Raw genomic sequence first — 26,309 nt, forward strand, 5'->3', positions numbered from 1 at the left:
GCCGGCCCTGCCGGAGGTGGTGCGGCCTCGGGTCAGTCGCTGAGGCGCTCGCCGGTGGAGGTGGCGAAGACGTGCAGCTCGCCCGGGCGCGGGACGACGTGCACGGTCGAGCCCTTCTCCGGGACGGCGCGGCTGCTGACGCGGATGACCAGGTCCTTCGACCCGCCGTCCAGGTCCACGCTGCCGAAGACGTACGCGTCGGCGCCGGTCTCCTCGACCACGTTCACGGTGACGGCGAGGCCGGCCGGGGCGTCCGAGCTCTCCTTGGAGAGGGCGTCGGCCGCGGCGCTGTTCTGCTCGGCCACGTCGAAGTGCTCGGGGCGCACACCCACGGTCACACTGGTGTCGCCGCGGTCGGCGGCGGCCTTCAGCGCCTCCCGGCCGACCGGCACCACGGAGTTGCCGAACTTCACGCCGCCGTCGGTGATCGGCACCTCGATGAGGTTCATCGCGGGCGAGCCGATGAACCCGGCGACGAAGAGGTTGGCCGGCTTGTCGTACATGTTGCGCGGCGAGTCGACCTGCTGGAGCAGCCCGTCCTTGAGGACGGCCACCCGGTCGCCCATCGTCATGGCCTCGATCTGGTCGTGGGTGACGTAGACCGTGGTGATGCCCAGGCGCCGCTGGAGCGAGGCGATCTGGGTGCGGGTGGAGACGCGGAGCTTGGCGTCGAGGTTGGAGAGCGGCTCGTCCATGAGGAAGACCTGCGGCTCACGGACGATGGCGCGGCCCATCGCCACCCGCTGCCGCTGACCGCCGGAGAGCGCCTTGGGCTTGCGGTCCAGGTACGGCGTGAGGTCGAGGATCTTGGCCGCCTCCTCGACCTTGGCGCGGATCTCGCTCTTGTTGACGCCGGCGATCTTCAGGGCGAAGCCCATGTTGTCGGCGACCGTCATGTGCGGGTAGAGCGCGTAGTTCTGGAACACCATCGCGATGTCCCGGTCCTTGGGCGGCAGGTGCGTGACGTCGCGGTCGCCGATGCGGATGGCGCCGCCGTTGACGTCCTCCAGTCCCGCGAGCATCCGCAGCGAGGTGGACTTGCCGCAGCCGGAGGGACCGACCAGGACGAGGAACTCCCCGTCGGCGATCTCGATCTCCAACTGGTCCACCGCGGGCTTCTCCGAGCCCGGGTAGATGCGCGTCGCCTTGTCGAACGTAACCGTGGCCATGGTGACAGGCCCCCTTCACCGGCAGGAACGTGCCGGACGATCCGAGTAAAGAAGGTGAACCGCCACGGGGACCCCCGCGACGGTGACTGGTCCAGTCCACCGAAGCGGACCACCTGGAAGCTATCGGTTCGCGGGGGTCCCTGTCAGTACCCGGAGAAGAAGGATCACGCCCTGAGCGGTAACGATCCCGCCTACGCCCACGCCGCCCAAACCCACCCGGCCGCTCCCCACGCGATGGGTACACTGCACGGGCATGCCTCCTTAGCTCAGATGGCCAGAGCAACGCACTTGTAATGCGTAGGTCGTCGGTTCGAATCCGACAGGGGGCTCTGTGGAAGGTGCAGGCCAGACATGCTCTGGCCTGCACCTTTCGTGTTATCGGATGCGGCGCCGCAGGCGGGCGCGGGCCGCCTTGGTGATGGTCGGCATGTCCACCCCGAGTTGGTTGAGGATGGTGCCGGCCGTGTGGCGACTGGCGTCGTACAGGCGCCGGTCGCTGATCCCGGCCTCTGCGAGCAGTTCCTTGAACTCCGCCCAGTCCGCGCGCGGGTCGAGGGGGCGCCCGTCCGCGCGGGTGAAGAGCGCGCCGCGTGCTCCTCCCATGGGCCGCCGGCCGCCTCCCGCGCCTCTGCCTGAGCCCTGCCGCTGGCGCCGCACCGAGAAGGAACCCCGCGCACGCGAACGCCGCGTTGCCGAGCTGACCAAGCGGATCAAGGAGATCCACGCCGACTCCGCCGACAACTACGGCTCACCGCACGTGCACGCCGTCCTCAGGCGCCAGGGCACCCGGGTGGGCCGCGAGCGTCGAACGCCTGATGCGTGAGGTCGGCATCGCGGGCGTCAGCCCGCGCCCCAGGGGCTTCACGCGCCGGGACCCGACGGCCACGCCCGCCTCGGACCTGGTCGGGCGCGACTTCACCGCACTCGCACCGAACCGGCTGTGGGTCACCGACCTCACGATGGTCTCCACCGGCGAGGGGCCCTTGTGGCTCTCCGCCATCCGTGACGCGCTCTCCCGCCGGGTCGTCGCCTGGGGGACCTCCGCCCGCGCGGACGTCGACCTGGTCCTGACCACACTTGAGTACGCCCTGGCCCTGTGAGGCAGAGCCGAACGTCCTGCAGTCCCCACGCCAGCAACGTCAGGATGGTGGATCTTCAGTAGGAGCCGGTCACCGCGGGGTAGTCCGTGTATCCCTCCGCGTCACCCGCGAAGTAGGTGTCGCGGTTGCCGACGGCGAGAGGGTGGCCGTGGGTGAATCGATCGACGAGGTCTGGATTGGCGATGAAGGGGGCGCCGAATGAGACCGCGTCGGCCAACTGCCGTTCGATCAGCTCGTTGCCGCTCGCTTGCGTGAAGCCGAGGTTGGCGATGACGGCGCCGCGGTAGTGGGCGCGGTAGCGGGTGAATGCGGTGAGGGTGTCGGTTCCCGTGCCGGGTTCCGGGCCGAGGAGGTGGAGGTAGGCCAGGTTGCTGTCGTCGAGGCGCTTGAGGAGCTGGTCGTACTCGTCCAGCGTCTCGGCGTCCGCGGTGAAGGCAGGTCCGTGATTCCAGTAGGGCGAGAGTTTGATTCCGATGCGGTCGCTGCCCCACACGCTGGTGACGGCGTCCACGATGTCGAGGAGGAACTGGGCCCGCTTTTCGCTGCTGCCGCCGTAGGCGTCGGTGCGCTGGTTGAGCCGTGGGCTGAGGAACTGGGCCACGAGGTGGGACACCTGCGCGTGGATCTCCAGGCCGTCGAATCCGGCGCGCAGGGCGTTGAGGGCTGCCTGCCGGTAGGTGCCGATCGTGGTGGCGATCTCTGCGGCGCTCAGGGCGCGTGGAGTAAGGGAGTCCTTCGGGCCGTCGGGGGTGAAGGACATCTCGTGGGGATTGATCGCTGAAGGGCCGGCGGGGAGCCTGCCGCCGTGGTGATCCGGGTGGGAGGCGGCGCCGGCGTGACCGAGTTGCGAGACGATCCTGCCTCCCGCGGAGTGCACGGCTTGGGTGACCTCGGCCCAGCCGGCGGTCTGGGCGTCGGTGTAGATGCCTGGGACGTTGATGAAGCCGATCGCGTCCGTGCTGACCCAGGTCCCTTCGCTGATGATCAGGCCGGCGCCGGCGCGCTGCGTGTAGTAGGTGGCGTGCAGGGCGGTGGGGGCCAGCTCCTCGTTGCCGGCCCGAGAGCGCGTCATGGGAGCCATGACGACGCGGTTGGGCAGCTTGAGCGCGCCCAGCCGAACGGGCTGTAGGAGGGGCTGGATGCCGGGTGCTGAGGGCTGGTGGGACATGAAGGTCTCTCTTCTGGCGGAAGCCGCACTTCGTGGGCTTGAGGAGCACGAGCGGTCGCTGGGATCAGTCCTGCTTGAGGACGTGGAGGGCGGACAGGGGACCGCCGAGTTGGATGAGGCGTCCTCCTTCGCGCAGCGTTCCGAGGTCGACGGGGGCGAAGCCGAACTCGGAGGTCAGGTCGCGCACGGTGTTCTTGGCATCGGCGTCGTCGCCGGCGAGGAACAGCACCTGCCGCCCCGCCTCGTGGCGGGGATCGGGTGCGATGAACTGCGCGTAGAGGGAGTTGAACGCCTTGACCACGCGCGCACCGGGAAGCAGGGAGGACACGTACTCGCTCCCGGTGAGGTCGCCCAGATCGGCGATCTCCGGGTCCGGGGAACGGGAGGCGAACTGGTTGGTTGCGTCGATGACGACGGTCTTTTCCAGGCGGGGGAGCCCGGCGACGGCGTCAGGGATCTGCGGCCAGGGGACCGCGAGCACGACGAGGTCCGCGGTGGCGGCCTCCGCAGGGGTCGCGGCTGCAGCGAGCGCGCCGAGATCCCTGACCAGCGGGGCCAGGGAGGTCGGCCCCCGGCTGTTGCTGAGCAAGACCTCGTGGCCGTGACGGATCGCGTGCCGGGCGATGGCCTGGGCTATCGCTCCGGCTCCGAGCATTCCGATCTTCATCGGGCGGCCCCGTGTCCGGCCGTCCGTGGTGTGGTGAGCAGGACGGTTCCGCTCCTGGCAGGGCGACGGGTGTGCTCGACGGCTGCCTTGAAGTCGGCGAGATCGTAGCTGGCCGCGACTTCGAACAGGTCCGGCGTGCTCTGCGCCAGGTCCTGGGCGAAGGCGACGTCCTGGGCCCGCTCCCCGGGGGTGCGGCTCATCCAGCGCAGTATCGACATCCCCCGCACCGTCAGCGCCCGCGCCATGAGGGGCAGTGCCTCCAGCGTTGTCGTGCCGGAACCCAGATGCCCGTAGGGGATCAGGGTGCCGCCGTCGGCGAGGAGTTCGGCGAGGTCCTGGGTCATGGCACCGCCGACACAGTCGAGGACCACCTGGACACCCCGCTCACCGGCGTGCAGGCGGACTTGTTCCCGCCAGTCGTCGTCGCATGTCGCGATCACGGGCTGGGAGGGGTGCAGCGCCCGCACCTTCTCGGCACCGGAGGTGCTGCGTACGAGGTTGATCAACCGCAGGTCGTGCCGGGCCGCGGCCGCGCTGACCAGCCTGCCGATGGACGAGCCGGCGGCGGTCTGGAGGACCGGACCCGCCTGCCCGCGCAGGGCGTGCTCCACCGCGCGGTACAGCATGAGCAGCGTCAGCGGGTTGACCAGCATCAGGGCTGCGGTCTCGTCGCTGACTCCGTCCGGCACCGGCACTGCCAGATCGGCTGGGACCACGACGAAGTCGCTCCACGTTCCCGGCCCCGGGAAGACCGCCACTCGCTGCCCGGGGCGCGGTGCCAGGACGTCTGCTCCGACGCTCTCGACGACGCCCATCCCCTCCACTCCGGGAGTCCGGGCCCCCGACTGCTGGTCCGGCTGTCCCGGCAGACCCTCCACCCCGATCAGGTCCCCCGGGTGGATAGGCCTGACCAGCAGGCGAACCAGAACCTCCCCGCTGCCGGGGGTCGGCCGGCGGGTCTCCCTCAGCGCCAGCACCTGCGTGGCTTCCCCTTGCCGCGAGTACTCCACGGTGCGCATAGGCGCCTCCATCCATTCTTTGATGACAGCCATCATTAAAAATGAATGATGAGGGGTAACATTGAAAACGTCAAACACTGCCGACGCAGGAGGGCGGCCATGCCGCGGATCACCAGGGAAGACAAGGCCAGGAACCGGAAGAACATCGTCGAGGCGGCCGGGCGCATGTTCCGCTCGCAGGGCGTCGACGCCGTAGGGATCGCCGAACTGATGAAGGAAGCGGGCCTGACCCACGGAGGCTTCTACAACCACTTCGCATCCAAAGGCGATCTGGCCGTCGAGGCGTGCGGCGCCTCGTTCCAAGCCTCTCTGGGCTCCCTGGAACAGCTCCTTGAGGAAGGCGCCGGTCTCGCCGGCCCGCCACTGAAGCGGGTGGTGGACGACTATCTTTCGGCAGCCCACCGCGATGCCTCGGACGGGGGCTGCCCCTCCGCCTCCCTGGTCATCGACGCCGGACGGCACAGCGACACGGTCCAGCGCGCCTACGCGACCGGCGTGGAGGGGTACCTCGCCGGCTTCGCCGAGGAGTTCACCCGCGAGCACGAAGGGGAGATCACCTCGCAGGAGGCGCGGGAGCGCGCGGTGCTGCTGCTCAGCAGGCTCGTAGGGGCGATGACCCTCGCCCGCGCCGTGAGCCACGCCCAGCCCGAACTGTCCGACGAGATCCTGCGGACCTGCCGCGTCCACGCTCTCGACTGACGGCTTCGCGCCCGTCAGCCCCGCGTCGTCCCGCCCGACGGCGAGCCGCACGGCCGCGGCAGCTTGGTGGGACTCCGCTCTCCTGGCACCGAGTTGACGGCGGGCGGATGGATCAAGCCGCGCCACCCTGCCGGAGGAGCACCTCCGACGGCAGGCGGCCGACGGGTCCAATGAACCTGTGTAGTACGGGGGTTCGCGCCCGCTCACTCCCCCATGGCGAAGAAGGGCGTCCCGGCCCGGAGCCGCCGGTCACCCTCGGCAAGCCGGGCAAGGCCGCCGACTTCCTCCGCACCGCAGACCTGGAGCCCGCCGAGCAGGCCGTCCTTGACCGCGGGTGATCGCACAAGGAGTTCGACGCGAGTGGCGCGTCGCGGCAGGCGAGGGCTGGGGCGCGGAAGCCGGGGCGCGGGAGTGGTGGAGAACCCCGTCCCCGGAGAATGGCGGAAAACTCCCCTCGGGGTGGCCTTGGCGAATGCTGGGGCATCGAGGGCGCCGTGCTACCCCCGTACCGCGCTCCAGATCCGTTCCGGCAGTTCTCGCGTGGCCTCGTCGAGGTCGGTGTCGGCGAGGGTGAGGTGGCGGCGGGCGGTGGCGACGACCGGGCCGAGGATCAGGGATTCGAGCAACGGCGTGGAGAGCGGGGCCAGTTCGCCGGTGGCGATGCGGTGCTGGAGCCAGGCGGCGAGCGGGGAGAGGCGGGCCTCCTGGGTGTCCCGCAGCTCCCTCGCGTGTGCCATGCCGTGGCGGTCGGCGACGGCGGAGTGCAGGAGGCGGGCGGCGTCGGGGTGGTCCCGGACGAAGTCGAGGTAGGCGCGGACGGCGGCGCTGATGCCCTCCCGGGCGGAGTCCGCCTCCAGCAGGGCGCCGGCCAGCGGGGTCATCAGCCGCTCCAGCCAGCGCTGGACGAGGGCGGCGACGAGCCCGTCGAGGTTGCCGAAGTGGTGGTAGAGGCTGCCGGGGCTCAGGGCGCCGGCCCGGGTGATCGCGCCGACGGTGAAGCCCTGTTCGCCCTCCTCGGCGTAGACGGACAGGGCGGCCTCCAGGGCCCGTTCGACGGTGGCCTCGCCGCGCTGCTGCTTCGGGCTCATCGAGTGAGGTGTCCTCGGGGTGTGGCGGCGCGAAGCGCGGGACGGACAGGCGGGACGGATTCAGGGTAGAACACCCTTTCTGGAAGCAGATTCCAGAAAACGGTTCCAGTTTCCCGCCGGTTCCCGCAGACTGTTCCGGTCGGTCGCCAGGGCTCCACGGAGTCCGCGGCCCACCCGTTCGCGCGCGAGCGGTACGAGCGGCGGCGGGGGAGCCCTCGTCCCGCCGCGCGTGGGCACGGGGCGGAGTGGCGAACGGGCGGGGCTCCGGGGGAGGCGCGGAGTTCTTCGACGGAGGGGAACGAACTCCCGCCGGGTTCCGCCCGGAAGCGGGCGCCCCGGGCGGGAAAGCGGAAAAACACCCGGCCCCCGGGCGCTGTGTGCGCCCGGGGGCCGGATCGTGGTAGCGGGGACAGGATTTGAACCTGCGACCTCTGGGTTATGAGCCCAGCGAGCTACCGAGCTGCTCCACCCCGCGTCGGTAAACCCCACCGTACACGAGTGCCGGGGTGGTCCCTGACCAGGTGCCCTCCGGCCGGTCCGCCGCCCGGAGGCGCGTCGCATCTGGAGCGGCTGCCGGCGGTCACCGGGACCCGCCGGCACCCGGCGGGCCTTTCCCTTTCGTCCGCGTGTCCTCGTCCGTAAGGAGAATTGCGGGAGAGCACAGGTTCGGGCCGGGGAATCCGGGGTCCCGCAGCGCCCGTCCGGACGCCCCCGCCGGTCGGGAGCGGGGCGCGGCCGTGCGGATTCCGCCTGGCGAACGGGGCGTGGGAACCCGGCGCCCGGCTCGGAATCCGGGCCTCGGCGGGCGGCTCCTCCGGTGTGTCCGGGCTTTCTCCGCGTGCTCCCGGTAGAGGCACCGGAATTTCTCCGCTCCTCGGGCGCCGCCCGTTTGAACCGGGGGATCGTGGCAAAAAGCGCTGAACGGAACGGAACGTCCGAACCGAGGAGTGGGATTCGTGGAACGCCAGGAGAAGCAGTCCGGCCGCGAGAACCGCACCGTGCGTCCCCGTGGCCACCGGCGAGATCCACGAGCCCGTGGCCCGTCCCCGGGTCGTGGCCCGGCCGTGCCGCCGCGGGGCCGAGCAGCCGCACCGACGCGCAAGGGGGGCAGCCGTGACAGTCGATGAAGGCGACGGGGACCTGATCCAGAACCGGCCGGGCCCCTCCCGCGCCGACGACGGCCACCGCTCCGGCAGCAGGCCCCACCCCGCCGACGCGCCCCGGATCGTCGCAGTGCCCCGGCACCGGCAGCCCCGGTCCGGCGGGCCGGGGGTACCCGGTACCGCGCGTGCGGCCCGCGAACGGGTCCAGCGGGCCCTGTGCGACAGCTTCGGCCCGGACGTCGCGCACGACGCCGACTCCGTGGTCGTCGCCGACGCCTTGCTGGTCACCTCGGAACTGGTCACCAACGCCATTCGGCACGGTGGCGGCCTCACCGGCTTCGACATCCTGCTCGGCGAGACCGATCTCACCCTGCACGTCAGCGACGCCAGCTCGGCCGTGCCGACCACCACCCGTCCCGACGAGCCCTTCGACCCCGACCGCCCGATGGTCGGCGGTTACGGCTGGCCGCTCGTGCACCGCCTCGCCCGGGACGTCTCGGTACGGCTGCTGCCGGCCGGCGGCAAACGCGTGACCGCCGTCCTGCCCCTGGTCTGAGTCCTTCCCGCGGGCCCGGCCGGGGCGCAGCGGGGGCTCAGTCGCGGGGGTCCTCGCCACCGGGGACCGAGGCGGCGCCGCGCAGCCGCTCGTTGACGCGGAGGGCCTCCTCCAACTGGTCCTCCAGGATCACGATGCGGCAGGCGGCCTCGACGGGTGTGCCCTGGTCGACCAGTTCCCGGGCGCGCGCGGCGACCCGGAGCTGGTAGCGCGAGTAGCGTCGGTGGCCGCCGGCGGAGCGCAGCGGCGTGATGAGCCGGGCCTCGCCCACGGCCCGCAGGAACGCCGGGGTCGCGCCGATCATCTCGGCGGCGCGGCCCATCGTGTACGCGGGGTAGTCCTCGTCGTCGAACTTGTCCGCCGGGTCCGGCGGGGTCTTTCGGGTCACCTGCACCTCTTCGTGGGACGGATCGCTGCTCCTTCCGAAGGAAGTCCTCCCCGGCCGTTCCGCTGTGCGCGGGGGGCTCGGGACTCCGGCGGATCACAGCACCCGGAAGAAAAAGGCTAACTCCGGGGAGGGCCCATGTCTAACGTGGCCGTGACAGTTTTGGGCGGAGTGTCGTGGGGTTCGATCCCTCGCGTCGTGGGTACCCCCTGTCGGCTCGCGGCTCCGGGCGGGCGGGGGCGCCGACGGGACCCTGGAGGCCGGCCGCCGAATATCTGTCACGGCTGATGCAGAAAGAGGCGGCGCGGCGGGTGCGGATTTCCTCACGGGGCAGCGGACGGAAATCCCCAGGGGCCGGCGGAATGAGCGCTTTCGGCTCCTGTGCCGCCGGAGCGTGCGTGCTAGTGTCGGTCGAGTTGCAGTTGTGGTTGCCAGAATTTCACGTTCCTTCGCGGAGGGCCCCGTCGAGAAATCGACGGCCATCAGCGGGAACGCTTGTGTATTTCCGGGGATTTATCTCCGGGCGGGGTAATCATCGCGGCGGCGCGGGATACGCACAGTGCGTTCCCGGTGAATTGCCCCGAAGGAGAATTTGACATGGCTACTGGCACCGTGAAGTGGTTCAACGCGGAAAAGGGCTTCGGCTTCATCGAGCAGGACGGCGGCGGCGCCGACGTCTTCGCCCACTACTCCAACATCTCGGCCACCGGTTTCCGGGAGCTCGTCGAGGGCCAGAAGGTCAGCTTCGACGTCACGCAGGGCCAGAAGGGCCCGCAGGCCGAGAACATCGTCGCTTCCTGACGACCGGCCCAGCGCCGATGTAGCTGGGGCCCGCACCTTGGGTGCGGGCCCCAGCTCGTGCGTTTCCCCCGGCGGGCCCAACGGCCCCGCCCGCGCCGTCCGGCGCACCCGCGCCCCGACCGGCGCACCCGCTCCACCGGTGAGCGGGACGACCGCGATCCCCGCACCGCCCAGGCATTCGATGCCCGCCTCGCCGCGCTTCGCGCGCGACGCCGCGAGTGGTCGCACAGCACACCCGGCCCCGTTCTTCCCGGGCCTTTCACGGCAGTACGCGAGCGCGTCACCGGCGTAGCGACGCCTCCCTCGCGCATTCCGGATGTTCGACCCGCGCAGCTGTTCGGCTGCTCGGCGTTGCCCCGCATTTTCTTCGGTTCGTATCGGTGACTCTTCCGCGTTTCAGCTCCGCGCGGCCGGGACTCCCCGGCGTTCCGCAACGAGGAGGTTCCCATGAACCAGAACCGCGCGAGTCGCAGTGACGACCGCACCGGCCGACGCTCCGGCGGCGGCTACCGGGGCGCCGGCGCCCCCCGCTCCACCAACCCCGACCGCTACCGCTCCGCGGGCCGCGGCGGCTCGCAGGGCGCCCGCCGCTCCGGCGGGGAGCGCACCCGCGCCGGAGCCCGCGGCGAGTTCGCCCCGCCCGTCACCGGCACCCCGGCCCTGGCGCCCGTCGACGCCTTCGACCAGCTCGGCCTGCCCGCCCCGCTGCTGGCCTGCCTGACCGCCCAGGGCGTCACCGAGCCGTTCCCGATCCAGGCGGCGACCCTGCCGAACTCGCTGGCCGGGCGCGACATCCTCGGCCGGGGCCGTACCGGCTCCGGCAAGACCCTCGCCTTCGGCCTCGCGCTGCTGGCCCGGCTGGAGGGGCAGCGCGCCGAGCCGCGCAGCCCGCTCGGGCTGGTACTGGTCCCCACCCGGGAACTGGCGCAGCAGGTCACCGAGGCGCTCACGCCGTACGCCCGCGCGCTGCGGCTGCGGATGACCACGGTGGTCGGCGGGCTGTCCATCGGACGGCAGGCGTCGGCGCTGCGTGGCGGTGCCGAGGTCGTCGTGGCGACGCCGGGCCGGCTGAAGGACCTCATCGACCGGGGTGACTGCCGCCTCGACCGGGTCGGCGCCACCGTGCTGGACGAGGCCGACCAGATGGCCGACATGGGGTTCATGCCGCAGGTCACCGCGCTGCTGGACCAGGTACGCCCGGGCGGGCAGCGCATGCTCTTCTCGGCGACCCTGGACCGCAACGTCGACCTGCTGGTCCGCCGCTACCTGGACGACCCGACGGTCCACTCCGTCGACCCGTCGGCCGGCGCGGTCACCACCATGGAGCACCACCTGCTCCAGGTGCACGGCGCCGACAAGCACACCCTGGCCACCGAGATCGCGGCCCGCGACGGGCGGGTGATCCTCTTCCTGGACACCAAGCACGCCGTGGACCGGCTCACCGAGCACCTGCTCCGCAACGGGGTCCGCGCCGCCGCCCTGCACGGGGGCCGCTCGCAGGCGCAGCGCACCCGCACCCTCACCCAGTTCCGCGACGGGCACGTCACCGCGCTGGTCGCCACCAACGTCGCCGCGCGCGGCATCCACGTCGACGACCTCGACCTGGTCGTCAACGTCGACCCGCCGGCCGACCACAAGGACTACCTCCACCGCGGCGGACGCACCGCGCGCGCCGGTGCCTCGGGCAGCGTCGTCACCCTCGTCCTGCCCGAGCAGCGGCGTTCGATGAGCCGCCTGATGGCCGACGCGGGCATCACCCCGCAGACCACCCGGGTACGGTCCGGCGAGGCCGAGCTGACCCGTATCACCGGGGCCCGGACGCCCTCCGGCGTGCCCGTCACCGTGCGGGCGCCCGCGCCCGCCTCGCCCCGGCGCGGCGCGTCCTCCTCGCGCGGGCGGCGCAGCCCCGCGGCCCAGGCACGGCGCGCGGCGGCCGTGCGGGCCCGTCCGGCCGGGCAGGGCGGCGCCTCGTCGCTCGGTTCGGCCGCTTGAGCCTCGGCCCGGTCACCGGGCCGTACGACGGGCGGGGCCCGCGGGGAGAACGCTTGCCCGAATCCTCGCCCGTCACGGGTGCGGACGGATACGCTCATGGCGTCCTCGCGCTCCCCTTCCCCGACCGGCCGACCGGGGGCGCTGTCCGGCGCCGGTCCCCCTTCGAAACCCCGTGAGTTGAGGCACCCATGCGCTGTGTCATCGCCCGCTTCCCCTTCGACCTCGTCAAGAGCGAGGTGGTGGCGAAGATGAAGGGCGTCAAGCCCGAGCCGGTCACCGGCGAGTACGTGATCATCGGCCGCCACCACTACCCGGTCAAGCAGGTCGGGGAGGTCATCACCCGCCAGGACCGGCGGGACTTCAGCGCCGGTGAGGTGACGCGGGCGCTGACCCGCCTCGGCTTCACCTGCCGCCCCGCCCCCGGCACCGAGCCCGCCCCCATCGAGCGCAACGCCGTGGAGACGGCCGCCGCTCAGCTCGGCGGAGCCCCGGAACAGGGCTGATCCACCGCACCTGAGCCCGGCCGGACCTGATCGCCCGCGACAGGCCCGGCCGGGCTCTCGTCTGCCCCGGCGGCCACCGCCCCTGCCGGTTCGGCCCGCTCAGCGGGCCTCGGCGGCCCGGACCGCCGCGCCGGCCGTGAGGACGACCTGGCCGGTCGGGCTGGTGGTCTCAAGCGCCGATCGGGCTGTCTTCGGTCGGGCTTCGTCTCGTCCCGTCGGCCGTGGCCGTGGCCGGTCACTGATGGGCCTCAAGCGCCGGCCGGGATGGGGAAGTGGCCTCGGGGTCGGCTGGGCTGGGAGGTGGCGTCGGGGTCGGGCGGGCTGGGAAGGTGGGCTCGGGCTTCGGCTTCTGGCGGGTGGGGCAAGGCGTGGGTGGAGATCAGGAGGGGTTGGGATGACGGCGGTGGTGCGGTACGTGGCGTTGGGGGACAGCCAGACCGAGGGTCTGGGGGACGGCGACGAGGTGAGGGGGCTGCGGGGGTGGGCCGATCGGCTCGCGGAGTCGCTGGACACCGCCGGGCCCGGGCTCCAGTACGCCAACCTCGCTGTGCGGGGGCAGTTGGCCGGGCAGGTGCGGGCCACGCAGCTCGACGCGGCCCTCGCGTTGCGGCCGGACCTCGCCACGGTGGTCGCGGGCATGAACGATCTGCTGCGGCCCCGTTTCGACGCGGACGCGACGGCGGCGGAGCTGGAGGCCATGTTCGCCGCGCTGACCGGTGCCGGGGCACGGGTCGCGACCCTGACCTTCCCGGCGATGGAGCGGCTGGTGCCGTTGGCCCGGCCGCTGGCGCCGCGCGTCCCCGCGCTCAACGCCCGTATCCGCGAGGCTGCCGCCCGGCACGGGGTGCTGGTGGTGGAGACGTACGGCGAGGAGGTCGTCCTCGACCCGCGGTTGTGGAGCCCGGACAGGCTGCACGCGGCGCCGCTCGGGCACGCCCGTATCGCGGCGGCCTTCGCCCACGCCCTCGCCCTCCCGGGCAGCGACCGGGGCTGGGCCGTACCGCTGCCCGCCGTGGCGCCGGTACGAGGCGTACGGGCCCTGACCGCCGAGGCGCGCTGGGTGGCGGGGTTCCTCGGACCCTGGCTGGGACGCAGGCTGCGCGGCCGTTCCTCGGCGGACGGCCGCGTGGCCAAGCGCCCGGCGCTCGCACCCCTCGGCGAGGGGTGAGCCGCTCCGCTCCACGCCGACGCCGCGGACAACGGCTCCCCGCCCGGCGGGGGAGCGTCCTCGGCGTTGCCTCTCCAGGGTGCGGACCGCCTCGTCGGCCGGGAGGCCGATCACTGAGGCGGTACCGGTGGGACGGTGTCCACCGAGAGCCCGATGCCGGCGCGGCCTCCGGGCCAAGGGGGGGGCGAACGACGAGGCACCCGCGTCGGCGAGTGGAGAATGCGGGCATCTCCCCTCGACGGCACGGGTGCCTCGTACGTCGCGCACCGGGTCAGACGGTCAGGGCTTCCGCCTCCTTGTCCGCGGGCTTGCGGACGAAGAAGGCGAGGACGACGGAGACGACCGTGATGAGCGCGGCGACGAGGAACGCCGTACGCGCACCGGACGCACCGGAGTCCGCGACGGGCAGCCCCTGGGCCTCGCCCGAGTGCAGCGCCGCGGAGTAGACGGCGATGAGCAGGGCGGTACCGGCCGCACCGCCGACTTGCTGCAGGGTGTTGAGCGCGGCCGAACCGTGCGAGTAGAGGTGCCGGTCCAGTGAGCCCAACGAGGCGGAGAAGATCGGGGTGAACGACGCCGCGAGCCCGATGGACATGACGGTCTGCACGAGGACGAGCGTCCACGTCGGTGTCCCCGTACCGACGGTGGAGTACACGAACATCGCGGCCGCGATCATCATCGTGCCCGGGACCAGGAGCACACGGGGACCGCGCGCGTCGCAGATCCTGCCTATGGCGGGCGCCAGCACACCCATGAGGAGCGAGCCCGGCAGCAGGACGAGCCCGGACTCCGTCGCGGACAGGTCGACGACCGTCTGGAGGAACAGGGGCAGCAGCGCGAACGTGCCGAACATCGACAGAGCGACGACGGCCATGATGATGACGGAGAACGTGTAGGTCGGGGACGTGAACACGCGTAGATCTAGAAGTGCGCCGTCTCGTTTCTGAAGGTGCGACTGCCGCCACACGAACAGGCCGAGAGCCACGAGCCCGCCCACGAGGGCGACCCACACGAGCGCGTTCGAGGTCCCCCCGGCTGCCCCCTCCGAAGGGGCCTTGCCGAACTGGCTGAGCCCGTAGACGATCCCTCCGAACGCGAGCGCGGACAGGAGGATCGACGGCACGTCGATGGGTGAGTCCGTCGTCTCGCCGAGGTTGGTCATCCACTTGGCGCCCAGCCCCAGTGCGATCAGCGCGATGGGGAGGACGATTCCGAACAGCCAGCGCCAGCTCAACGAGTCGAGGACGAGTCCGGACATCGTGGGGCCGATGGCCGGGGCGAGCGAGATGACGAGGCCGACCCGGCCCATCATCCGCCCACGGGAATGGGGCGGCACGACATTCATCATGGTCGTGGTGAGCAGCGGAAGCATGATGCCGGTACCCGCGGCCTGGACGACGCGGCCGACGAGCAGGACGCTGAATCCGGGTGCGAGCAGACACAGGGCGGTACCCACTGAGAACGCGGCCATCGACGCCAGGAACACCTGTCGCGTGGTGAATCGCTGCAGGATGTAGCCGGTGGTGGGGATGACCACGGCCATCGTGAGCAAGAACGCGCTGGTGAGCCATTGGCCCGACTCGGGCGGGATGCCCAGGGCGGCATTGAGGTCGGGGATGGCGATCGCCATCGTGGTCTCGTTGAGGATCGCGACGAACGCGGCGACCAGGAGGAGCGAGATCACTCGCATCTCCGCGGGGTCGATCCCGTTCTTGCCCGTCACGGCGGTGGTGCGTGCGACGCCGGTGGTCACTTTTCTCCTGTTTGTGGAAGCTGGTCGGACGTGTCGGTGCCCCGGGGGGTGCGGCTGTGGCGGGGTCAGACCGTGCCGCAGGTCGAGGGGGCGGCCGGGGGTGCGGGCGTGGCGGCCTCGTCGGCGGTCGGCCTCATGACCTGGGCGGAGGCCAGCATCTCCTCGATGAGCTCGTCCGTGTCGAGCCGCTTCTCGAACCCGGCGACATCCTCCAGCTTGGTCCGCAGCGACACCTGGCGCGAAGCGAGGAGCTGGCAGCAGTCCTCGTCCGGCAGGACGGAGATCTCGGCGGTGCCGATCCGTCGGGCCTCGTCGATGATCTCCTGCTTCTCCCAGCCGATGAGCGGTCGCACCACGGGCAGGGTCGCGGCCTCGTCGACGAGTGCCATGTTGCTGAGCGTCTGGCTCGCGACCTGCCCGAGCGCGTCCCCGGTGACGAGCGCCTGGGCGCGCAGTCGCCGGGCGAGGACGGAGGCGGCCTTGACCATCAGGCGCCGCTGCCCGACGACCTGGAAGCGCCCCGCCCCGGCCACCGCGAGCTGCTTCTGCGCGTGGCCGAGCGCGACGATGTGGAGCTTGCCGGGCGGCTGGTACCGGTTGAGCTCGCGGGCCAGGGCGTACGCCTTGAAGGCGGAGGCGGCGTTGGTGTAGGGCGCCCCGGTGAAGTGGACGAAGTCGCAGCGCAGCCCGCGTCGCATCGCGCGGTGGGCGGCGACCGGGGAGTCGTAGCCGCCGGAGAGCAGGACGAGGGCGCGCCCGCTGGTGCCGACGGGCAGTCCGCCCTGGCCGGGGTGGCGCAGGCCGGAGACGTAGGACTCCTTGCGGTCTATCTCGACCTCGACGCGAATGTCGGGGCGGGTCAGGTCGACGGGCAGGCCGTGGGCCTCCTGGATGCGCGCGCCGACGAGGCGTTCGAGCTGGGTGGAGGTGAGCGGGAAGGGCTTGTGGCGGCGGCGGGCGCGGACCGCGAAGGTGGTGCCGGGCGCGGCCCCGTCCAGGGCGGCGACGGCGGCGGCGATGATCGCCTCCTCGGTGGTCTCGACGCGCATCGCCGGCTGTACGGCGACGAAGCCCATGACCCGCCGGGCCCGTTCGATCAGCTCGTCCTGGGGCGCGTCCCCGCCGAGGACGGTGACGTTCTGCATCTCCTTGATCCAGATGGAGCCGGAGACGCCGCGCAGGGCGCCGCGGAGGTTGTCGTGGAGGCGTTCGACGAACAGGTGCCGGTTGCGGCCCTTGAGGAACACCTCGCCGTGCTTCAGCAGCACGCAGGGCCCGATCGGTACGGGGCCGGCCAGATCGGGGACGCCCTGGGCGGGCACGACGGCGTTCACGGTTACTCCTCGCGGGACAGAACCCCGCCGGTCGGGCGGGCCGTCGTCCAGGTTAGAGGGCTCTCCCGTGAGCCGCCCGGGCCCGTCCGGCCGCCCGACGTGTGATGTTTCACGTGAAACATCGCGAGGCGGCGCGGAAGGACCGGACCGTGGGTTTCCCGCCGCCTCGCGCCGGGCCGCCCCGCGCGGACCCGGGTTCAGCCCGGCAGTCGCGGTCTGCCGCGGCGGGCCGCCGCCACCAGTTCGGGCACGGTGGCGAACTTGGTGCGGGCCCGCCCCTCGCGCTGCCCCCTCTCCCGCTCGGCCCGTTCGATGGCGGCGAGCCCCCGGGCGTCGACGAGGCGCCGGTTGCGGCGCCGGGCGAGCCGGGCGAACTCCCGGGCGGTGCCGGTCGGCGCCGGCAGCGCACCCGCGACCGCGTCGGCGAGCAGGGTGGTGACGGTCTCGGCGGCGCAGGCCCGGTTGGCGCCGATGCCGCCGGTAGGGCCGCGCTTGATCCAGCCGACCACGTACGCGCCGGTGTGCCCGTGCACCCGCCCGCCCTCGTGCGGCACGGTCCCGGTGGCCTCGTCGAAGGGCAGCCCGGGCACGGGCACCCCCCGGTGGCCGATCGAGCGGACCACCAACCGGGCCGGGATCTCGGTCCCGCCGGTGACCTGGACCCCGGTGACGGCCGACTCCCCGGTGAGCGCGAGCGGCGCCGAGTGGAAGCGCAGGACGATGCGGCGGCCCGGCTCGGGCGGGCGCGTCCAGTCGACGGCGGTGCGGGTCACCCCGCCGAGCAGGCCCGCCTTGTCCAGCGGCCCGGCCGCGTCGATGGCGGCGCCGGTCCGCGGGTCGTGGTCGTCGACGACGAGGTCGACGCCGTCCAGGTGGCCGAGGGCGAGCAGTTCGGTCCGGGTGTAGGCGGCGTCCTCGGGGCCCCGGCGTCCGAGCAGCACCACCTCGCGGACCCGGCGCCCGCGCAGGGCGTCCAGCGCGTGGGCGGCGATGTCGGTGGCGGCGAGGGCGTCGGGGTCACCGACGAGGATGCGGGCGACGTCGAGGGCGACGTTGCCGGTGCCGACCACGACGACGCGTTCGGCGTCGAGCGAGACGGCGTCGGGGGCATGGTCGGGGTGGGCGTTGTACCAGGCGACGAGGCCGGTGGCGGAGACCGAGCCGGGCAGCTCCTCGCCGGGTATGCCGAGCCGCCGGTCGGTGGCGGCGCCGACCGCGTAGACCACGGCGTCGTGGTGGGCGGCCAGTTCCCCGGCGGTCAGCTCCTTGCCGACCTCCAGGCCGAGCCGCATCCGGACGCGCGGGTGGTGGTGGAACCGGGCGAAGGCGTCGCCGGCCTTCTTGGTGGCCGGGTGGTCGGGCGCCACCCCGTACCGGATCAGGCCGCCGGCCACGGGCAGCCGGTCGACCAGGGTGACCTGGGCGTCGGTGTGCAGCAGCAGGTCCTCGGCGGCGTACATCCCGGCCGGCCCGGTGCCGACGACGGCGACCCGCAGCGGGCCGAAGTCGGCGGGCAGGGTGCGCGCGAAGCCGGGGGCGTCCCACGCGCGGAAGAGGGGGCCGGTGCGCTCGGCCTGGGCCGCCGCGGGCTCCTCGGCGCCCGCCGGCTTCCCGGTCGCCTCCTCGTCGTAGTAGGCGGCGTTGAGGGCCGCGTACGCGCGGTGGGCGGGCTTGAGGCGGTCCACCGGGAAGATCGCGTCGACCGGGCAGGCGTCGGCGCAGGCGCCGCAGTCGATGCAGGAGCGCGGGTCGATGTGCAGCAACTCGGTGCTGCCGAAGGCGCGTTCCTCGGGGGTGGGGTGGATGCAGTTGACCGGGCACACCGCGACACAGGTCGCGTCGTTGCAGCAGGTCTGGGTGATGGCGTAGGTCATGGTCCGCTTCCGGCTCGGTCGTACGGGCCCGGGGCGGCCCCGGGCCAGGAGGGGGGCGCGGGCCCGTCCAGGACGCGGACCGCGTGGGGCCGACGGCGGCGGGCGCGCGGCCCGTCGCCGTGTCGTCGCCGGGGCGGGTCAGAGCAGGTTGGCCCGCCGGTAGACCGCCGCCGCGGGGCGGGTGAGGAGCCGGGCGGAGGCGAGGAAGTCCATCAGCCCCGAGCAGCTGGAGCGGATCATGGACTTGTGGTGCCGGTTGGCCTTGGCCTCGGCGAGGGCCCGCTCGGTGTCGAGTCCGGCGTTGCGGTACACGTCGCGGTTCCACATGCTGGTGATGACGAAGTACGCGCAGACGGCGATGACCACGGCCTGGACGTTGCGGCGCAGCCAGCCCGCCTTCTCCAGCCGTTTGAGCGTCTCGTCGCGGGCGAACTTCATGTGCCGCGATTCCTCGACGACGTGGATGTTGTTGATGGTGCGCACGAACGGCACCACCCGCTCGTCGCGCATCCAGTCGCGCTGCATCACGTCGAGGACCTCCTCGGCGACGAGGATCGAGGCGTACGCGGCCTCGCCGACCGCCAGCGTCTTGAAGAGGCGGCCCAGCTCCCTCACCGCGCGGCGCGGCTTGTAGGCCGGGGCGCCGAGCTTGCGGACGCCGCGCGCGAACATGATGGAGTGCCGGCACTCGTCGGCGATCTCGGTCAGCGCCCACTGGAACTCGGGGCTGCCCGGGTCCTTGGCGTAGATGTCCCGCAGCACCATCTGCTGGAGGATCACCTCGAACCAGATCCCGGTACTCGCCACCGACCCGGACTCCTGCCGGGTCAGCTCCTTGCGCTGGTCCTCCGTCAGTTCGTCCCAGTAGCGCGTGCCGTAGAGCGAGCTCCACTCCGGGCTCATGCCGTGGAAGGACGTGTCGAGCGGGGTCTCCCAGTCCACCTCGGTGGCCGGGTCGTAGGAGAGCTTCGCCGAGGACTCCAGCAGCCGGCGGGTGATGTCGTCGATGTCGCGCCCGCCCTCGTCCTGGGCGGCGGGCTGTGCGTCGGTCGTTGCCATGGAACGGCCCCTTCGTCCGGATTCGGGCGCTACCACACGCGTGGTGTTACCGATGGTAAGAAGGCCCGTCATCCGAGGGAACCCCTCGGACGCCGTTATTTACAGAACGTCGACAGGGGGCGCGGGGAGGCGGTCAGCCCGGGGCCGGGGCCACCGGGTTCGCCTAGTCTCCCTTCATGCCCCGCCCCTGCGACGGCCGGTCGCCCGAAGGCCGCCCGGAGTCCGTCCCCGCCCCGCACCGCGCCGACCTCCCGCCCCCGCCTCCCGAACCGGCCGACCCCGACCTCGAACCCGGCCCGGCGCGGGGGGCGCGCCCCGGGAGCCAGGTGCCCGTGCTCCTCGCCGTCTCGCTCGGGGGTGGGGCGGGGGCCGCTCTCCGGTACGGGGCGACCGTGCTGTGGCCGGGGGCGGCCGGGGCCTTCCCCTGGACGGTCCTCGTCGTCAACGTCGTCGGATGCGCGGCCATGGGCGTGCTGATGGCGCTGCTCACCGAGGTGTGGCCGCAGGCGCCCCGGCTGGTGCGGCCCTTCCTCGGCACCGGGGTGCTCGGTGGCTTCACCACCTTCTCCGCCTACGCCGTCGACGTGCGGACCCTGTTCGACGGCGGTCACCCCGGCCGCGCTCTGGGCACCCTCGGGCTCACCGTCGCCGCCGCGCTCGCCGCCGTCACCGCCGCGGCGTGGTCCACCCGCCGGGCGGTCCGGCTCGGCCGGGCGGAACGGAGTCCGGCGTGACCTGGCTGCTCGTCGTCGCCGGCGGCATGATCGGCGCACCCTTGCGGTACCTGGTGGACCGTGCTGTCCAGCGCCGGCACACCTCCGGCTTCCCCTGGGGCACCCTCGCCGTCAACGTCAGCGGCTCCCTCGTCCTCGGCGTGCTGATGGGCGCCCTGCTCACCGGGGCCGCCTCCGACCACCTGCTGCTCTTCGCCGGCACCGGGCTCTGCGGCGCGTACACCACGTACTCGACCTTCTCCTACGAGACCCTGCGCCTGGCCGAGACCGGCGCTCGCGGCGCGGCCTTCGCCAACGCGGCCCTCAGCGTCAGCGCCGCCCTGGGCGCCGCCGCCACGGGGCTCGGGGCGGCGCGAGCGCTCTGGGGCGGCTGACCGCGCGCACGGCCACGGGCCCGGGGGCCGCTCAGCGCCGGATCAGGCCGCGTTCCAGGGCCGCCGCGACCGCCGCCGTACGGGAGTCGACGCCGAGCTTGGCGTAGATGTGCACCAGGTGGGACTTGACCGTGGCCTGGCTCAGGTGGAGGCGTTCGCTGACGCGGAGGTTGGACATGCCCTCCGCGACCAGGCCCAGCACCTCCGTCTCGCGGCTGCTCAGCGCCGTACCCGGGGTGCGCATGCGGCGCAGCAGCCGGTCGGCGACGGCGGGCGCCAGCGTGGTGCGGCCGGCCGCCGCCGTACGGACCGCTTCGGCCAGTTCCTCCGGCGGGGCGTCCTTGAGCAGGTAGCCGGTGGCACCCGCCTCGATCGCCGGGAGCGTGTCGGCGTCCGAGTCGTACGTGGTCACCACCAGGACGCGCGGCGCGCCGGGCCGGGCGGTGATCGCGGCGGTGGCCTGCGAGCCGTTCATCCGCGCGCCGGGCCCGAACTGGAGGTCCATGAGCACGACGTCGACCGCCAGCCGCTCGGCCAGCGCCACCGCCTCCTCCGCGCTGGCGGCCTCCCCGGCGATCTCGAAGTCCGGCTCGGTCTCCAGTACGGCGCGCAGCCCCGCCCGCACGATCGGGTGGTCGTCGGCGAGCAGCAGGCGGATGGCGGTCATCGCGGGGCCTCCGGTACGGGGTCGGGTACGAGGTCGGAAACGGCGGGCGGAAGGGGCAGTTGGGCGGCGACCGCCGTGCCCGCGCCCGGGCGGGACTCGATGGTCAGGGCGCCGCCCAGCGCGCGGGTCCGGGCGCGCATCGCGGGGATGCCGAAGCCGCCCCGGTCCGGGTCGGGCGCGGGCACGGCGGCCGGGTCGAACCCCCGGCCGTCGTCCACCACGTCCAGCGCCACCGCGTCCCCGAGCCCGCTCAGTGTCACCTCGGCCGTACGCGCCCCGGCGTGCCGCACGGTGTTGCCGAGCGCCGCCTGCGCGATCCGCAGCAGCGCCACCTCGTACGCGGCGGGCAGCGGGCCCGGGTCGTGGGCCAGGTGGAAGCGCACGGCCACCGGCGAGGTGGCCGAGGTGGTGGCGCAGAGCCGCTCCAGAGCGCCGGCCAGCGTGGTCCCGTCCAGGTCCTGCGGGGCGAGGGCGGCGACGAACCGGCGGGCCTCGGCGAGGTTGTCGGCGGCGGCCTGGCGGGCCTGTTCGACGTACCGCGCGGCACCGTCCGAACCGCCGTCCCCGTCGCCCAGCGTCCGCTGGGCCGCGCGCAGCAGCAACTGGATGCTGCTCAGCCCCTGCGCCAGCGTGTCGTGGATCTCCCGCGCCAGCCGCTCCCGCTCGGCCAGCACCCCGGCCGTGTGCTGCGCCGCCGCCAGGTCGGCCCGCGCCCGGGTCAGCTCCTCGATGAGCCGCCGCCGCTGCTCGCTCTCCCGGTACAGCGCCTGATAACCCCGGACCACCGCGACCGCCACCGCCGCCCCGATCACCGGCCCGATCGCCGCCGCCGCCGTGAACCGGCCCTGATGCGCCGCGTACGCGCAGACCGCGACCCCCGTCGTCAGCGCCACCGCCAGCGGCCCCGCCCGCCCCGCCAGCAGATGCAACTGCACGAAGAACAACGGGAACGCCAGCCACATCGCGTCCGCCGTCAACGTCAGCAGCCCCGCCCACAGCACCCCCACCCCGACCAGCCACACCACGGCTCCCCGCCGCGACCTCCGCACCCCCGGCACCACCGGCCCCACCGCGTACGCCGCCCCGAACGCCGCCCCCACCACCCCGACCGCCCACGCCTGCCCGCCACCCACGACCACGGCCCGCCCCACCGCCATCACCAGCAGCGCCGCGACCAGCAGGTGCAGGCACCAGGCGAGGACCCGGGGGGCGGGGGTGGCGAGGGAAGAGCGCGCGGGGGCGCGGGCGGGGATGGTGCTGGGCACGGTGCACTCCGGACGGCGGGGTCGGCCGGCCGCCGACGAGGGGCGGCCGTCCTTCCACGGTACGGAAGGGAGGGGGCTCGGCCATCGACCGAAAGGCGGAACGAGGGACGGGCTCACCGGCCGGCCGACGTCTCCGAGCCGTCGCCCTTCGACGAGTACGTTGCCACGTTCGCGATGGCCTGATGCCCGTTCCCAGCGGTGTCCGGCGGATCGCCGCCGGGCTCACGGCTGGCGCCCCAGCGCCGTTTGCGGCCGCCGACGAGAGCGCAGCCCCCGCCACGGTCCGGGCGATGCTGCGCGGTCGCACGGTGCGACGACTGATGCTGGCCCAGTGGCTTCCGACCGCTTTCGTAGCGGGCGCGGATGGGCCTGATCGTCGCCTACGCCGGAGGATGCCGCTTCGCGCCCGGCTGGTACGCGGTGCTGATGGGCTGTCTGCCGGTCGACAGAACCGATCGTGCTGAAGCAGAACCCGGACATATGCAGGATCGTTTCGAGATGACCTGGTCCGTAGTGTCATCGGTGCAAGCAGGGGAGCAGCCCCGCCACCGAAAGTCGTTGGAGACCATGATGCGTTCGCGCCTCGCCGCCCGTTCCACCCGCCTCGTCCTCGCCGCCGCGGCAGTGACGGCCATCGCCGCCACCTCCACCGCGTGCGACCCCGAAGACCGCGCGGCTGCTGACAGCGCGTCGTCTGCTCCTGCCGGCAGCGGCAGCAACGCCGACGGCGGTTCCGACTCCGGTTCCGGCGGCTCCTCCAAGCCTGCCGACGGCGGCGACAAGGGCGTCCAGCAGACCTGTGGCACCAACGACCTGGACCTCACGGTCACTGCGGAGACCCAGGCCGGTGGCTACTACCTCCTCACCGCCAAGGCTCAGCCCGGCATCACCTGCTTGCTGGAGCCCCACACCCTCTACGTCAACTTCGGCACCCACGCCAGCGGTGTCGCGGAGGGGATCGGACAGGGCGGCCTGCCCGCCATCAAGCTCAGCGGCTCCGCCAAGGCGTACGCCGGTATCAACCCCAAGACCACGAACAGCGACAGCGGCTTGGAAATTGACAACGTCACCATCGCCGTCATGAAGGAGAGCGACATGGTGACGCTCAAGCTCCCCGACACCGCCACCGTTCAGAAGCCCGTCGTCACCAACTGGACCAGCGACCCCGCCGGGGCCGTTCCCGAGCTCGTCTGAGTGGGCGGCCCGTCTGGAGCGGGCGCCGGGGGAGTGGCAGGCGTACCCGGAGCGGGTGGCGGCCGTCGCCGGGTTCCACAGCCCGGTGGTCGGGGGCGGGCCGGAGGGGCTGCACGGGCTCCTGTCGCCGATCACCGCCGAGGTCCACCTCGGCCACGCCGCGTCCGACCTGACGCCGGAGGCGCGGGCGGAGGTGAACTGGGCCCTGGACGCGGCGGGCGTCCGCCACACCTCCGAGATCTCCCCCGGCACCGTGCACGGGTTCACCCTGCGCGACACCGACGCCTTCGACCCGGCCGGGCTGGCCCGGCACTGGGACCGTCTGCTGCCCCTCCTGGAACGGAGGGTGGTCAGCGGTTGAGGAACAGGGCGGCCACTTCGCCCACGGGGGTCTCCGGGCCGCTGGCGCGGGGCCGCGCGGGCGCGGGGCCGGTGAGTTCGTCGGCGAGGAGGGCGTGGCACTCCGGGCAGAGGCCGTCGGTGAGGGGGACGGTGGTCTCGTCCTGGTCGCAGGTGGTGCAGATCATGATGACGCGGGTGACGCGGCCGGGCTGGGCGGCGTTCTCCTCGTCCGAGGCGGGGGCGGAGTCGGCGGGCAGCGGGGGCATCTTCTTCTCCAGTCGGGAGCGCAGGAAGGCGGCGGGGCTGTGGATGGGCCCCTGGGGGAGGCCCGAGGTCAGGGCGAGGGCCAGGTGCTCAGGGCGTACGCGCCGCTGGAGCCACTGGTCGGCGACGGGCGCGAGGGCGGCGCATTCGGCGGCGGAGAGCGTCAGGCGCGGCTCGGTGTGGGCGAGGCGGGCGAGGGCGCGGTAGCCGGGGGTGCTGAGAGCGGCCTCCGGGGCCGGGTCCGGGTCCGGGGTGGGGGCCTCGGTACGGGGCTGCTCGGTACGAGGCGCAGGGCGCGCCTCGTCGGGATGGGCGAGCCAGGCCGGGCGCTCCGCCAGGCCCCCGGGAGCCGCTTCCGCCGCCTCGACCTGGGCTTCCGGCGCCTCCGGCACGGCGACGGGCGGCGCATCCGGCGTGTCCGGCGCGGCGGCGGGCGGCGTGGCGGCACCCGGCGTGCCCGACGCGGCGGCAGCCGGGGTGTGCCGCGCGGGGGCGGCCACCACGGCCGCGAACCCGGGTGCCTCGCCCGCCCCCCGTTCGACCCGCGCCAGCCCCTCGCCCCGGGCGCCCGTGATGTCGATGCCCTTGATCCGGCGGACGAACTCCGCCCACCAGGAGTCGTCGTGCGGCTCGCGGGACCAGTACGTGCGCGTCACCCAGCGCATCGTCCGGTCGTGCAGCGTCAGGTGTTCGCGGACGCGGCGCAGGTGACCGGCGGCGCTCAGCGCGCGCAGGGCCGAGGCGCACGCCTGCTGGCCGTAGGCGGGGAGGACGTTGGCGAGGGTCTTGTAGCCCATGGCCGCGCCCTCGGGGAGGCGGTCGATGTACGAGGCGATGGCCGCCTCGCGGGTCGGGAGCCGGGTGAAGTCGGGGGCGGTGGAGGGCGGTTGTGCGTCCGGGTACCGCTTTCCGTAGCCCTCGCAGGCGCGGGGGTGGGGTGCGGGAAGGGAGGCAGCACTAAACTGCGGAGTAGCCATGAGCGAAGGGCTTTCTCTTTGGGCTTCGTGATGGTCAGACCCCGGTGTCAGCGCTGCAACGCTGCCCGGGGTCGATTGCTTATCGCGAACCTAGAGCGTCCTCACCATCGGGCGCAACCCGATCACCGAATGTGATCTGCCCTGGTGTCAGGTGGGGTTGGGGCGGGCGGGAGGGTGGTTTTCACCCCCCGGAAACCCCCGGGACCCGCCGGGGTGGAAGAGGGCTCGAAGCCCGAGGCCCGAAGCTCGGAGCCCGAGGCTCGGAGCCCGAGGCTCGACACCTGGCCGCCCCTCGCGGGGGCGTGCGGAACCGCCTCACGCGCCCTCGCGTCCCCCTGACCAACCCGCGCACCCCCCGGGTGCCCCCGTCGTCCGGATCTGCGCGCCCCCTACCGCGAGGAGTCCCCGCGATGCCCGCCACCCGCTACCTCTACGTCACCCGCCACGCCGAGGCCACCCCCGATGAGACCGGGCTCACCGACGCCGGGCGGCGCCAGGCGGTCCTGCTCGGAGAGCGGCTGGCCGGAGTACCGCTGGCCGCCGTGCACCACGGGCCGTTGGCGCGGGCGGCGCAGACGGCGCGGCTCGTCGCCGATCAGGCCGGGGACGTACGGCCCCAGGCCGCCGAGGAGGCGGGGGACTACCTCCCCTACCTCCCCGGGCGCGAGGAACTGCCCGCCGAATCGGCCGACGCCACACTCGAACGCCTCGCGGGGTTCCCCGCCGAGGAACGCGACCCCGGGCCGGGACTCGCCCGCGCGGCCCAGCGGCGGTTCACCGGCCCGGCCGACGGGGACGAGGTCCGCCACGAACTCCTCGTCACCCACGCCTTCCTCGCCGCCTGGCTGGTCCGCGACGCCCTCGACGCCCCGCCCTGGCGCTGGATCGGCCTCAACCACGCCCACACCGGCCTGACCCTCATCCGCTACACCCCGGGCCGCCCCACCGCCCTGATGCTCTTCAACGACCTGGGACACCTGCCGGAAGAGCTGCGGTGGACGGGGTTTCCGGGGGAGTCGCGGGCCGACGTGTGACGCGCGTCGTCGGAGTCTGC

The 26,309-nt window shown here is 73.2% G+C and carries 26 protein-coding genes, 2 tRNA genes and 2 pseudogenes; 14 read left to right on the forward strand and 16 right to left on the reverse strand.

Annotated features, from left to right (window positions below; genetic code table 11):
* Positions 1 to 32: 32 nt before the first annotated feature.
* Positions 33 to 1,169, reverse strand: a complete 1,137-nt coding sequence (locus tag ACSLIC_RS14595; protein WP_436738123.1) for an ABC transporter ATP-binding protein — start codon at positions 1,167 to 1,169, stop codon at positions 33 to 35.
* A 255-nt stretch (positions 1,170 to 1,424) separates the two neighbouring features.
* Here ACSLIC_RS14595 and ACSLIC_RS14600 point away from each other — a divergent pair.
* A tRNA-Thr gene (locus ACSLIC_RS14600) sits at positions 1,425 to 1,498 on the forward strand.
* A gap of 73 nt (positions 1,499 to 1,571) precedes the next feature.
* Here the strand turns inward: ACSLIC_RS14600 and ACSLIC_RS14605 are convergent.
* A pseudogene (locus tag ACSLIC_RS14605) lies at positions 1,572 to 1,804 on the reverse strand (tyrosine-type recombinase/integrase); the annotation flags it as partial.
* On the opposite strand from ACSLIC_RS14605, the gene ACSLIC_RS14610 reads away from it, so the two are divergent.
* On the forward strand, positions 1,771 to 1,992 hold the full coding sequence (locus tag ACSLIC_RS14610; protein WP_436738124.1) for an IS3 family transposase: 222 nt from the start codon (positions 1,771 to 1,773) through the stop codon (positions 1,990 to 1,992). The pseudogene ACSLIC_RS14605 and the gene ACSLIC_RS14610 overlap by 34 nt on opposite strands.
* Positions 1,985 to 2,269 (forward strand): DDE-type integrase/transposase/recombinase, encoded by a 285-nt coding sequence (locus ACSLIC_RS14615; RefSeq protein ID WP_436738125.1) that lies wholly within the window; start codon positions 1,985 to 1,987, stop codon positions 2,267 to 2,269. The genes ACSLIC_RS14610 and ACSLIC_RS14615 overlap by 8 nt, the downstream gene beginning before the upstream one ends.
* A gap of 55 nt (positions 2,270 to 2,324) precedes the next feature.
* Here ACSLIC_RS14615 and ACSLIC_RS14620 read toward each other — a convergent pair whose 3' ends face one another.
* The 3 genes from ACSLIC_RS14620 to ACSLIC_RS14630 form a co-directional block, all read right to left on the reverse strand.
* On the reverse strand, positions 2,325 to 3,437 hold the full coding sequence (locus ACSLIC_RS14620; protein WP_436738126.1) for an alkene reductase: 1,113 nt from the start codon (positions 3,435 to 3,437) through the stop codon (positions 2,325 to 2,327).
* A 64-nt stretch (positions 3,438 to 3,501) separates the two neighbouring features.
* On the reverse strand, positions 3,502 to 4,104 hold the full coding sequence (locus ACSLIC_RS14625; RefSeq protein WP_436738127.1) for an NADPH-dependent F420 reductase: 603 nt from the start codon (positions 4,102 to 4,104) through the stop codon (positions 3,502 to 3,504).
* A complete protein-coding gene (locus ACSLIC_RS14630) occupies positions 4,101 to 5,123 on the reverse strand; it encodes a zinc-binding dehydrogenase (RefSeq protein ID WP_436738128.1) in 1,023 nt (340 codons plus the stop codon). The genes ACSLIC_RS14625 and ACSLIC_RS14630 overlap by 4 nt, the downstream gene beginning before the upstream one ends.
* Before the next feature lie 99 nt (positions 5,124 to 5,222).
* Between ACSLIC_RS14630 and ACSLIC_RS14635 the strand changes: the two genes are divergently transcribed.
* Entirely contained in the window at positions 5,223 to 5,822 is a 600-nt protein-coding gene (locus tag ACSLIC_RS14635) for a TetR/AcrR family transcriptional regulator (protein WP_436738129.1), read from the forward strand.
* A gap of 203 nt (positions 5,823 to 6,025) precedes the next feature.
* Here ACSLIC_RS14635 and ACSLIC_RS14640 read toward each other — a convergent pair whose 3' ends face one another.
* The 3 genes from ACSLIC_RS14640 to ACSLIC_RS14650 all read right to left on the reverse strand — a co-directional run bounded on the left by ACSLIC_RS14640 (position 6,026) and on the right by ACSLIC_RS14650 (position 7,385).
* Entirely contained in the window at positions 6,026 to 6,166 is a 141-nt protein-coding gene (locus ACSLIC_RS14640; RefSeq protein ID WP_436738130.1) for a hypothetical protein, read from the reverse strand.
* A gap of 153 nt (positions 6,167 to 6,319) precedes the next feature.
* A complete protein-coding gene (locus tag ACSLIC_RS14645; RefSeq protein ID WP_436738131.1) occupies positions 6,320 to 6,910 on the reverse strand; it encodes a TetR/AcrR family transcriptional regulator in 591 nt (196 codons plus the stop codon).
* A gap of 398 nt (positions 6,911 to 7,308) precedes the next feature.
* Positions 7,309 to 7,385 (reverse strand) — tRNA-Met (locus ACSLIC_RS14650).
* A 638-nt stretch (positions 7,386 to 8,023) separates the two neighbouring features.
* On the opposite strand from ACSLIC_RS14650, the gene ACSLIC_RS14655 reads away from it, so the two are divergent.
* On the forward strand, positions 8,024 to 8,569 hold the full coding sequence (locus tag ACSLIC_RS14655; protein WP_436738132.1) for an ATP-binding protein: 546 nt from the start codon (positions 8,024 to 8,026) through the stop codon (positions 8,567 to 8,569).
* A 37-nt stretch (positions 8,570 to 8,606) separates the two neighbouring features.
* Here ACSLIC_RS14655 and ACSLIC_RS14660 read toward each other — a convergent pair whose 3' ends face one another.
* Positions 8,607 to 8,957 carry a MerR family transcriptional regulator gene (locus tag ACSLIC_RS14660; protein WP_436738133.1) on the reverse strand — a complete coding sequence of 117 codons (351 nt, stop codon included), beginning with the start codon at positions 8,955 to 8,957 and terminating at the stop codon, positions 8,607 to 8,609.
* 594 nt (positions 8,958 to 9,551) lie between these two features.
* Between ACSLIC_RS14660 and ACSLIC_RS14665 the strand changes: the two genes are divergently transcribed.
* From ACSLIC_RS14665 to ACSLIC_RS14680, 4 genes are all read left to right on the forward strand, one after another.
* Entirely contained in the window at positions 9,552 to 9,755 is a 204-nt protein-coding gene (locus ACSLIC_RS14665) for a cold-shock protein (RefSeq protein ID WP_436738134.1), read from the forward strand.
* 447 nt (positions 9,756 to 10,202) lie between these two features.
* Positions 10,203 to 11,747 carry a DEAD/DEAH box helicase gene (locus ACSLIC_RS14670; RefSeq protein ID WP_436738135.1) on the forward strand — a complete coding sequence of 515 codons (1,545 nt, stop codon included), beginning with the start codon at positions 10,203 to 10,205 and terminating at the stop codon, positions 11,745 to 11,747.
* 188 nt (positions 11,748 to 11,935) lie between these two features.
* Complete coding sequence (locus ACSLIC_RS14675) at positions 11,936 to 12,250, forward strand: SCO5918 family protein (protein ID WP_436738136.1); 315 nt, start codon at positions 11,936 to 11,938, stop codon at positions 12,248 to 12,250.
* 394 nt (positions 12,251 to 12,644) lie between these two features.
* Complete coding sequence (locus ACSLIC_RS14680; RefSeq protein ID WP_436738137.1) at positions 12,645 to 13,418, forward strand: SGNH/GDSL hydrolase family protein; 774 nt, start codon at positions 12,645 to 12,647, stop codon at positions 13,416 to 13,418.
* Positions 13,419 to 13,689: 271 nt separating this feature from the next.
* Here ACSLIC_RS14680 and ACSLIC_RS14685 read toward each other — a convergent pair whose 3' ends face one another.
* The 4 genes from ACSLIC_RS14685 to ACSLIC_RS14700 form a co-directional block, all read right to left on the reverse strand.
* Positions 13,690 to 15,171 (reverse strand): DHA2 family efflux MFS transporter permease subunit, encoded by a 1,482-nt coding sequence (locus ACSLIC_RS14685; protein WP_436738138.1) that lies wholly within the window; start codon positions 15,169 to 15,171, stop codon positions 13,690 to 13,692.
* A gap of 65 nt (positions 15,172 to 15,236) precedes the next feature.
* The gene (gene thiI / locus ACSLIC_RS14690) at positions 15,237 to 16,505 is read right to left on the reverse strand and encodes a tRNA uracil 4-sulfurtransferase ThiI (protein ID WP_436738139.1); all 1,269 of its coding nucleotides are present in this window, start codon (positions 16,503 to 16,505) and stop codon (positions 15,237 to 15,239) included.
* Between the two features lie 197 nt (positions 16,506 to 16,702).
* Complete coding sequence (locus ACSLIC_RS14695) at positions 16,703 to 18,379, reverse strand: FAD-dependent oxidoreductase (protein WP_436738140.1); 1,677 nt, start codon at positions 18,377 to 18,379, stop codon at positions 16,703 to 16,705.
* A 138-nt stretch (positions 18,380 to 18,517) separates the two neighbouring features.
* Positions 18,518 to 19,438 carry an AurF N-oxygenase family protein gene (locus ACSLIC_RS14700; RefSeq protein ID WP_436738141.1) on the reverse strand — a complete coding sequence of 307 codons (921 nt, stop codon included), beginning with the start codon at positions 19,436 to 19,438 and terminating at the stop codon, positions 18,518 to 18,520.
* Between the two features lie 176 nt (positions 19,439 to 19,614).
* Here ACSLIC_RS14700 and ACSLIC_RS14705 point away from each other — a divergent pair, with 176 nt between their 5' ends.
* Positions 19,615 to 20,172, forward strand: a complete 558-nt coding sequence (locus tag ACSLIC_RS14705; protein WP_436738142.1) for a fluoride efflux transporter FluC — start codon at positions 19,615 to 19,617, stop codon at positions 20,170 to 20,172.
* Entirely contained in the window at positions 20,169 to 20,546 is a 378-nt protein-coding gene (gene crcB / locus ACSLIC_RS14710) for a fluoride efflux transporter CrcB (protein WP_436738143.1), read from the forward strand. The genes ACSLIC_RS14705 and crcB overlap by 4 nt, the downstream gene beginning before the upstream one ends.
* A gap of 31 nt (positions 20,547 to 20,577) precedes the next feature.
* On the opposite strand, the gene ACSLIC_RS14715 is transcribed toward crcB, so the two are convergent.
* Together ACSLIC_RS14715 and ACSLIC_RS14720 are read right to left on the reverse strand one after the other, a co-directional pair.
* Positions 20,578 to 21,213, reverse strand: coding sequence for a response regulator (locus tag ACSLIC_RS14715; RefSeq protein WP_436738144.1), 636 nt, complete (start codon positions 21,211 to 21,213; stop codon positions 20,578 to 20,580).
* Positions 21,210 to 22,478 (reverse strand): sensor histidine kinase, encoded by a 1,269-nt coding sequence (locus tag ACSLIC_RS14720; protein ID WP_436738145.1) that lies wholly within the window; start codon positions 22,476 to 22,478, stop codon positions 21,210 to 21,212. Before ACSLIC_RS14720 ends, ACSLIC_RS14715 begins: the two co-directional genes overlap by 4 nt.
* Positions 22,479 to 23,048: 570 nt before the next feature.
* Here ACSLIC_RS14720 and ACSLIC_RS14725 point away from each other — a divergent pair.
* Complete coding sequence (locus ACSLIC_RS14725) at positions 23,049 to 23,672, forward strand: DUF4232 domain-containing protein (RefSeq protein ID WP_436740373.1); 624 nt, start codon at positions 23,049 to 23,051, stop codon at positions 23,670 to 23,672.
* Positions 23,673 to 23,712: 40 nt separating this feature from the next.
* Positions 23,713 to 24,033: pseudogene (locus ACSLIC_RS14730) on the forward strand (dienelactone hydrolase family protein); the annotation flags it as partial.
* Here the strand turns inward: ACSLIC_RS14730 and ACSLIC_RS14735 are convergent.
* Positions 24,023 to 25,255, reverse strand: a complete 1,233-nt coding sequence (locus tag ACSLIC_RS14735; protein ID WP_436738146.1) for a hypothetical protein — start codon at positions 25,253 to 25,255, stop codon at positions 24,023 to 24,025. The pseudogene ACSLIC_RS14730 and the gene ACSLIC_RS14735 sit on opposite strands and share 11 nt — an antisense overlap.
* A 410-nt stretch (positions 25,256 to 25,665) precedes the next feature.
* Here ACSLIC_RS14735 and ACSLIC_RS14740 point away from each other — a divergent pair, with 410 nt between their 5' ends.
* Positions 25,666 to 26,289, forward strand: coding sequence for a histidine phosphatase family protein (locus ACSLIC_RS14740; RefSeq protein WP_436738147.1), 624 nt, complete (start codon positions 25,666 to 25,668; stop codon positions 26,287 to 26,289).
* Positions 26,290 to 26,309 lie beyond the last annotated feature (20 nt).

This window comes from Streptomyces sp. BBFR102 (assembly GCF_051397025.1).
In the GTDB taxonomy this organism is placed as follows: Bacteria; Actinomycetota; Actinomycetes; order Streptomycetales; family Streptomycetaceae; genus Streptomyces.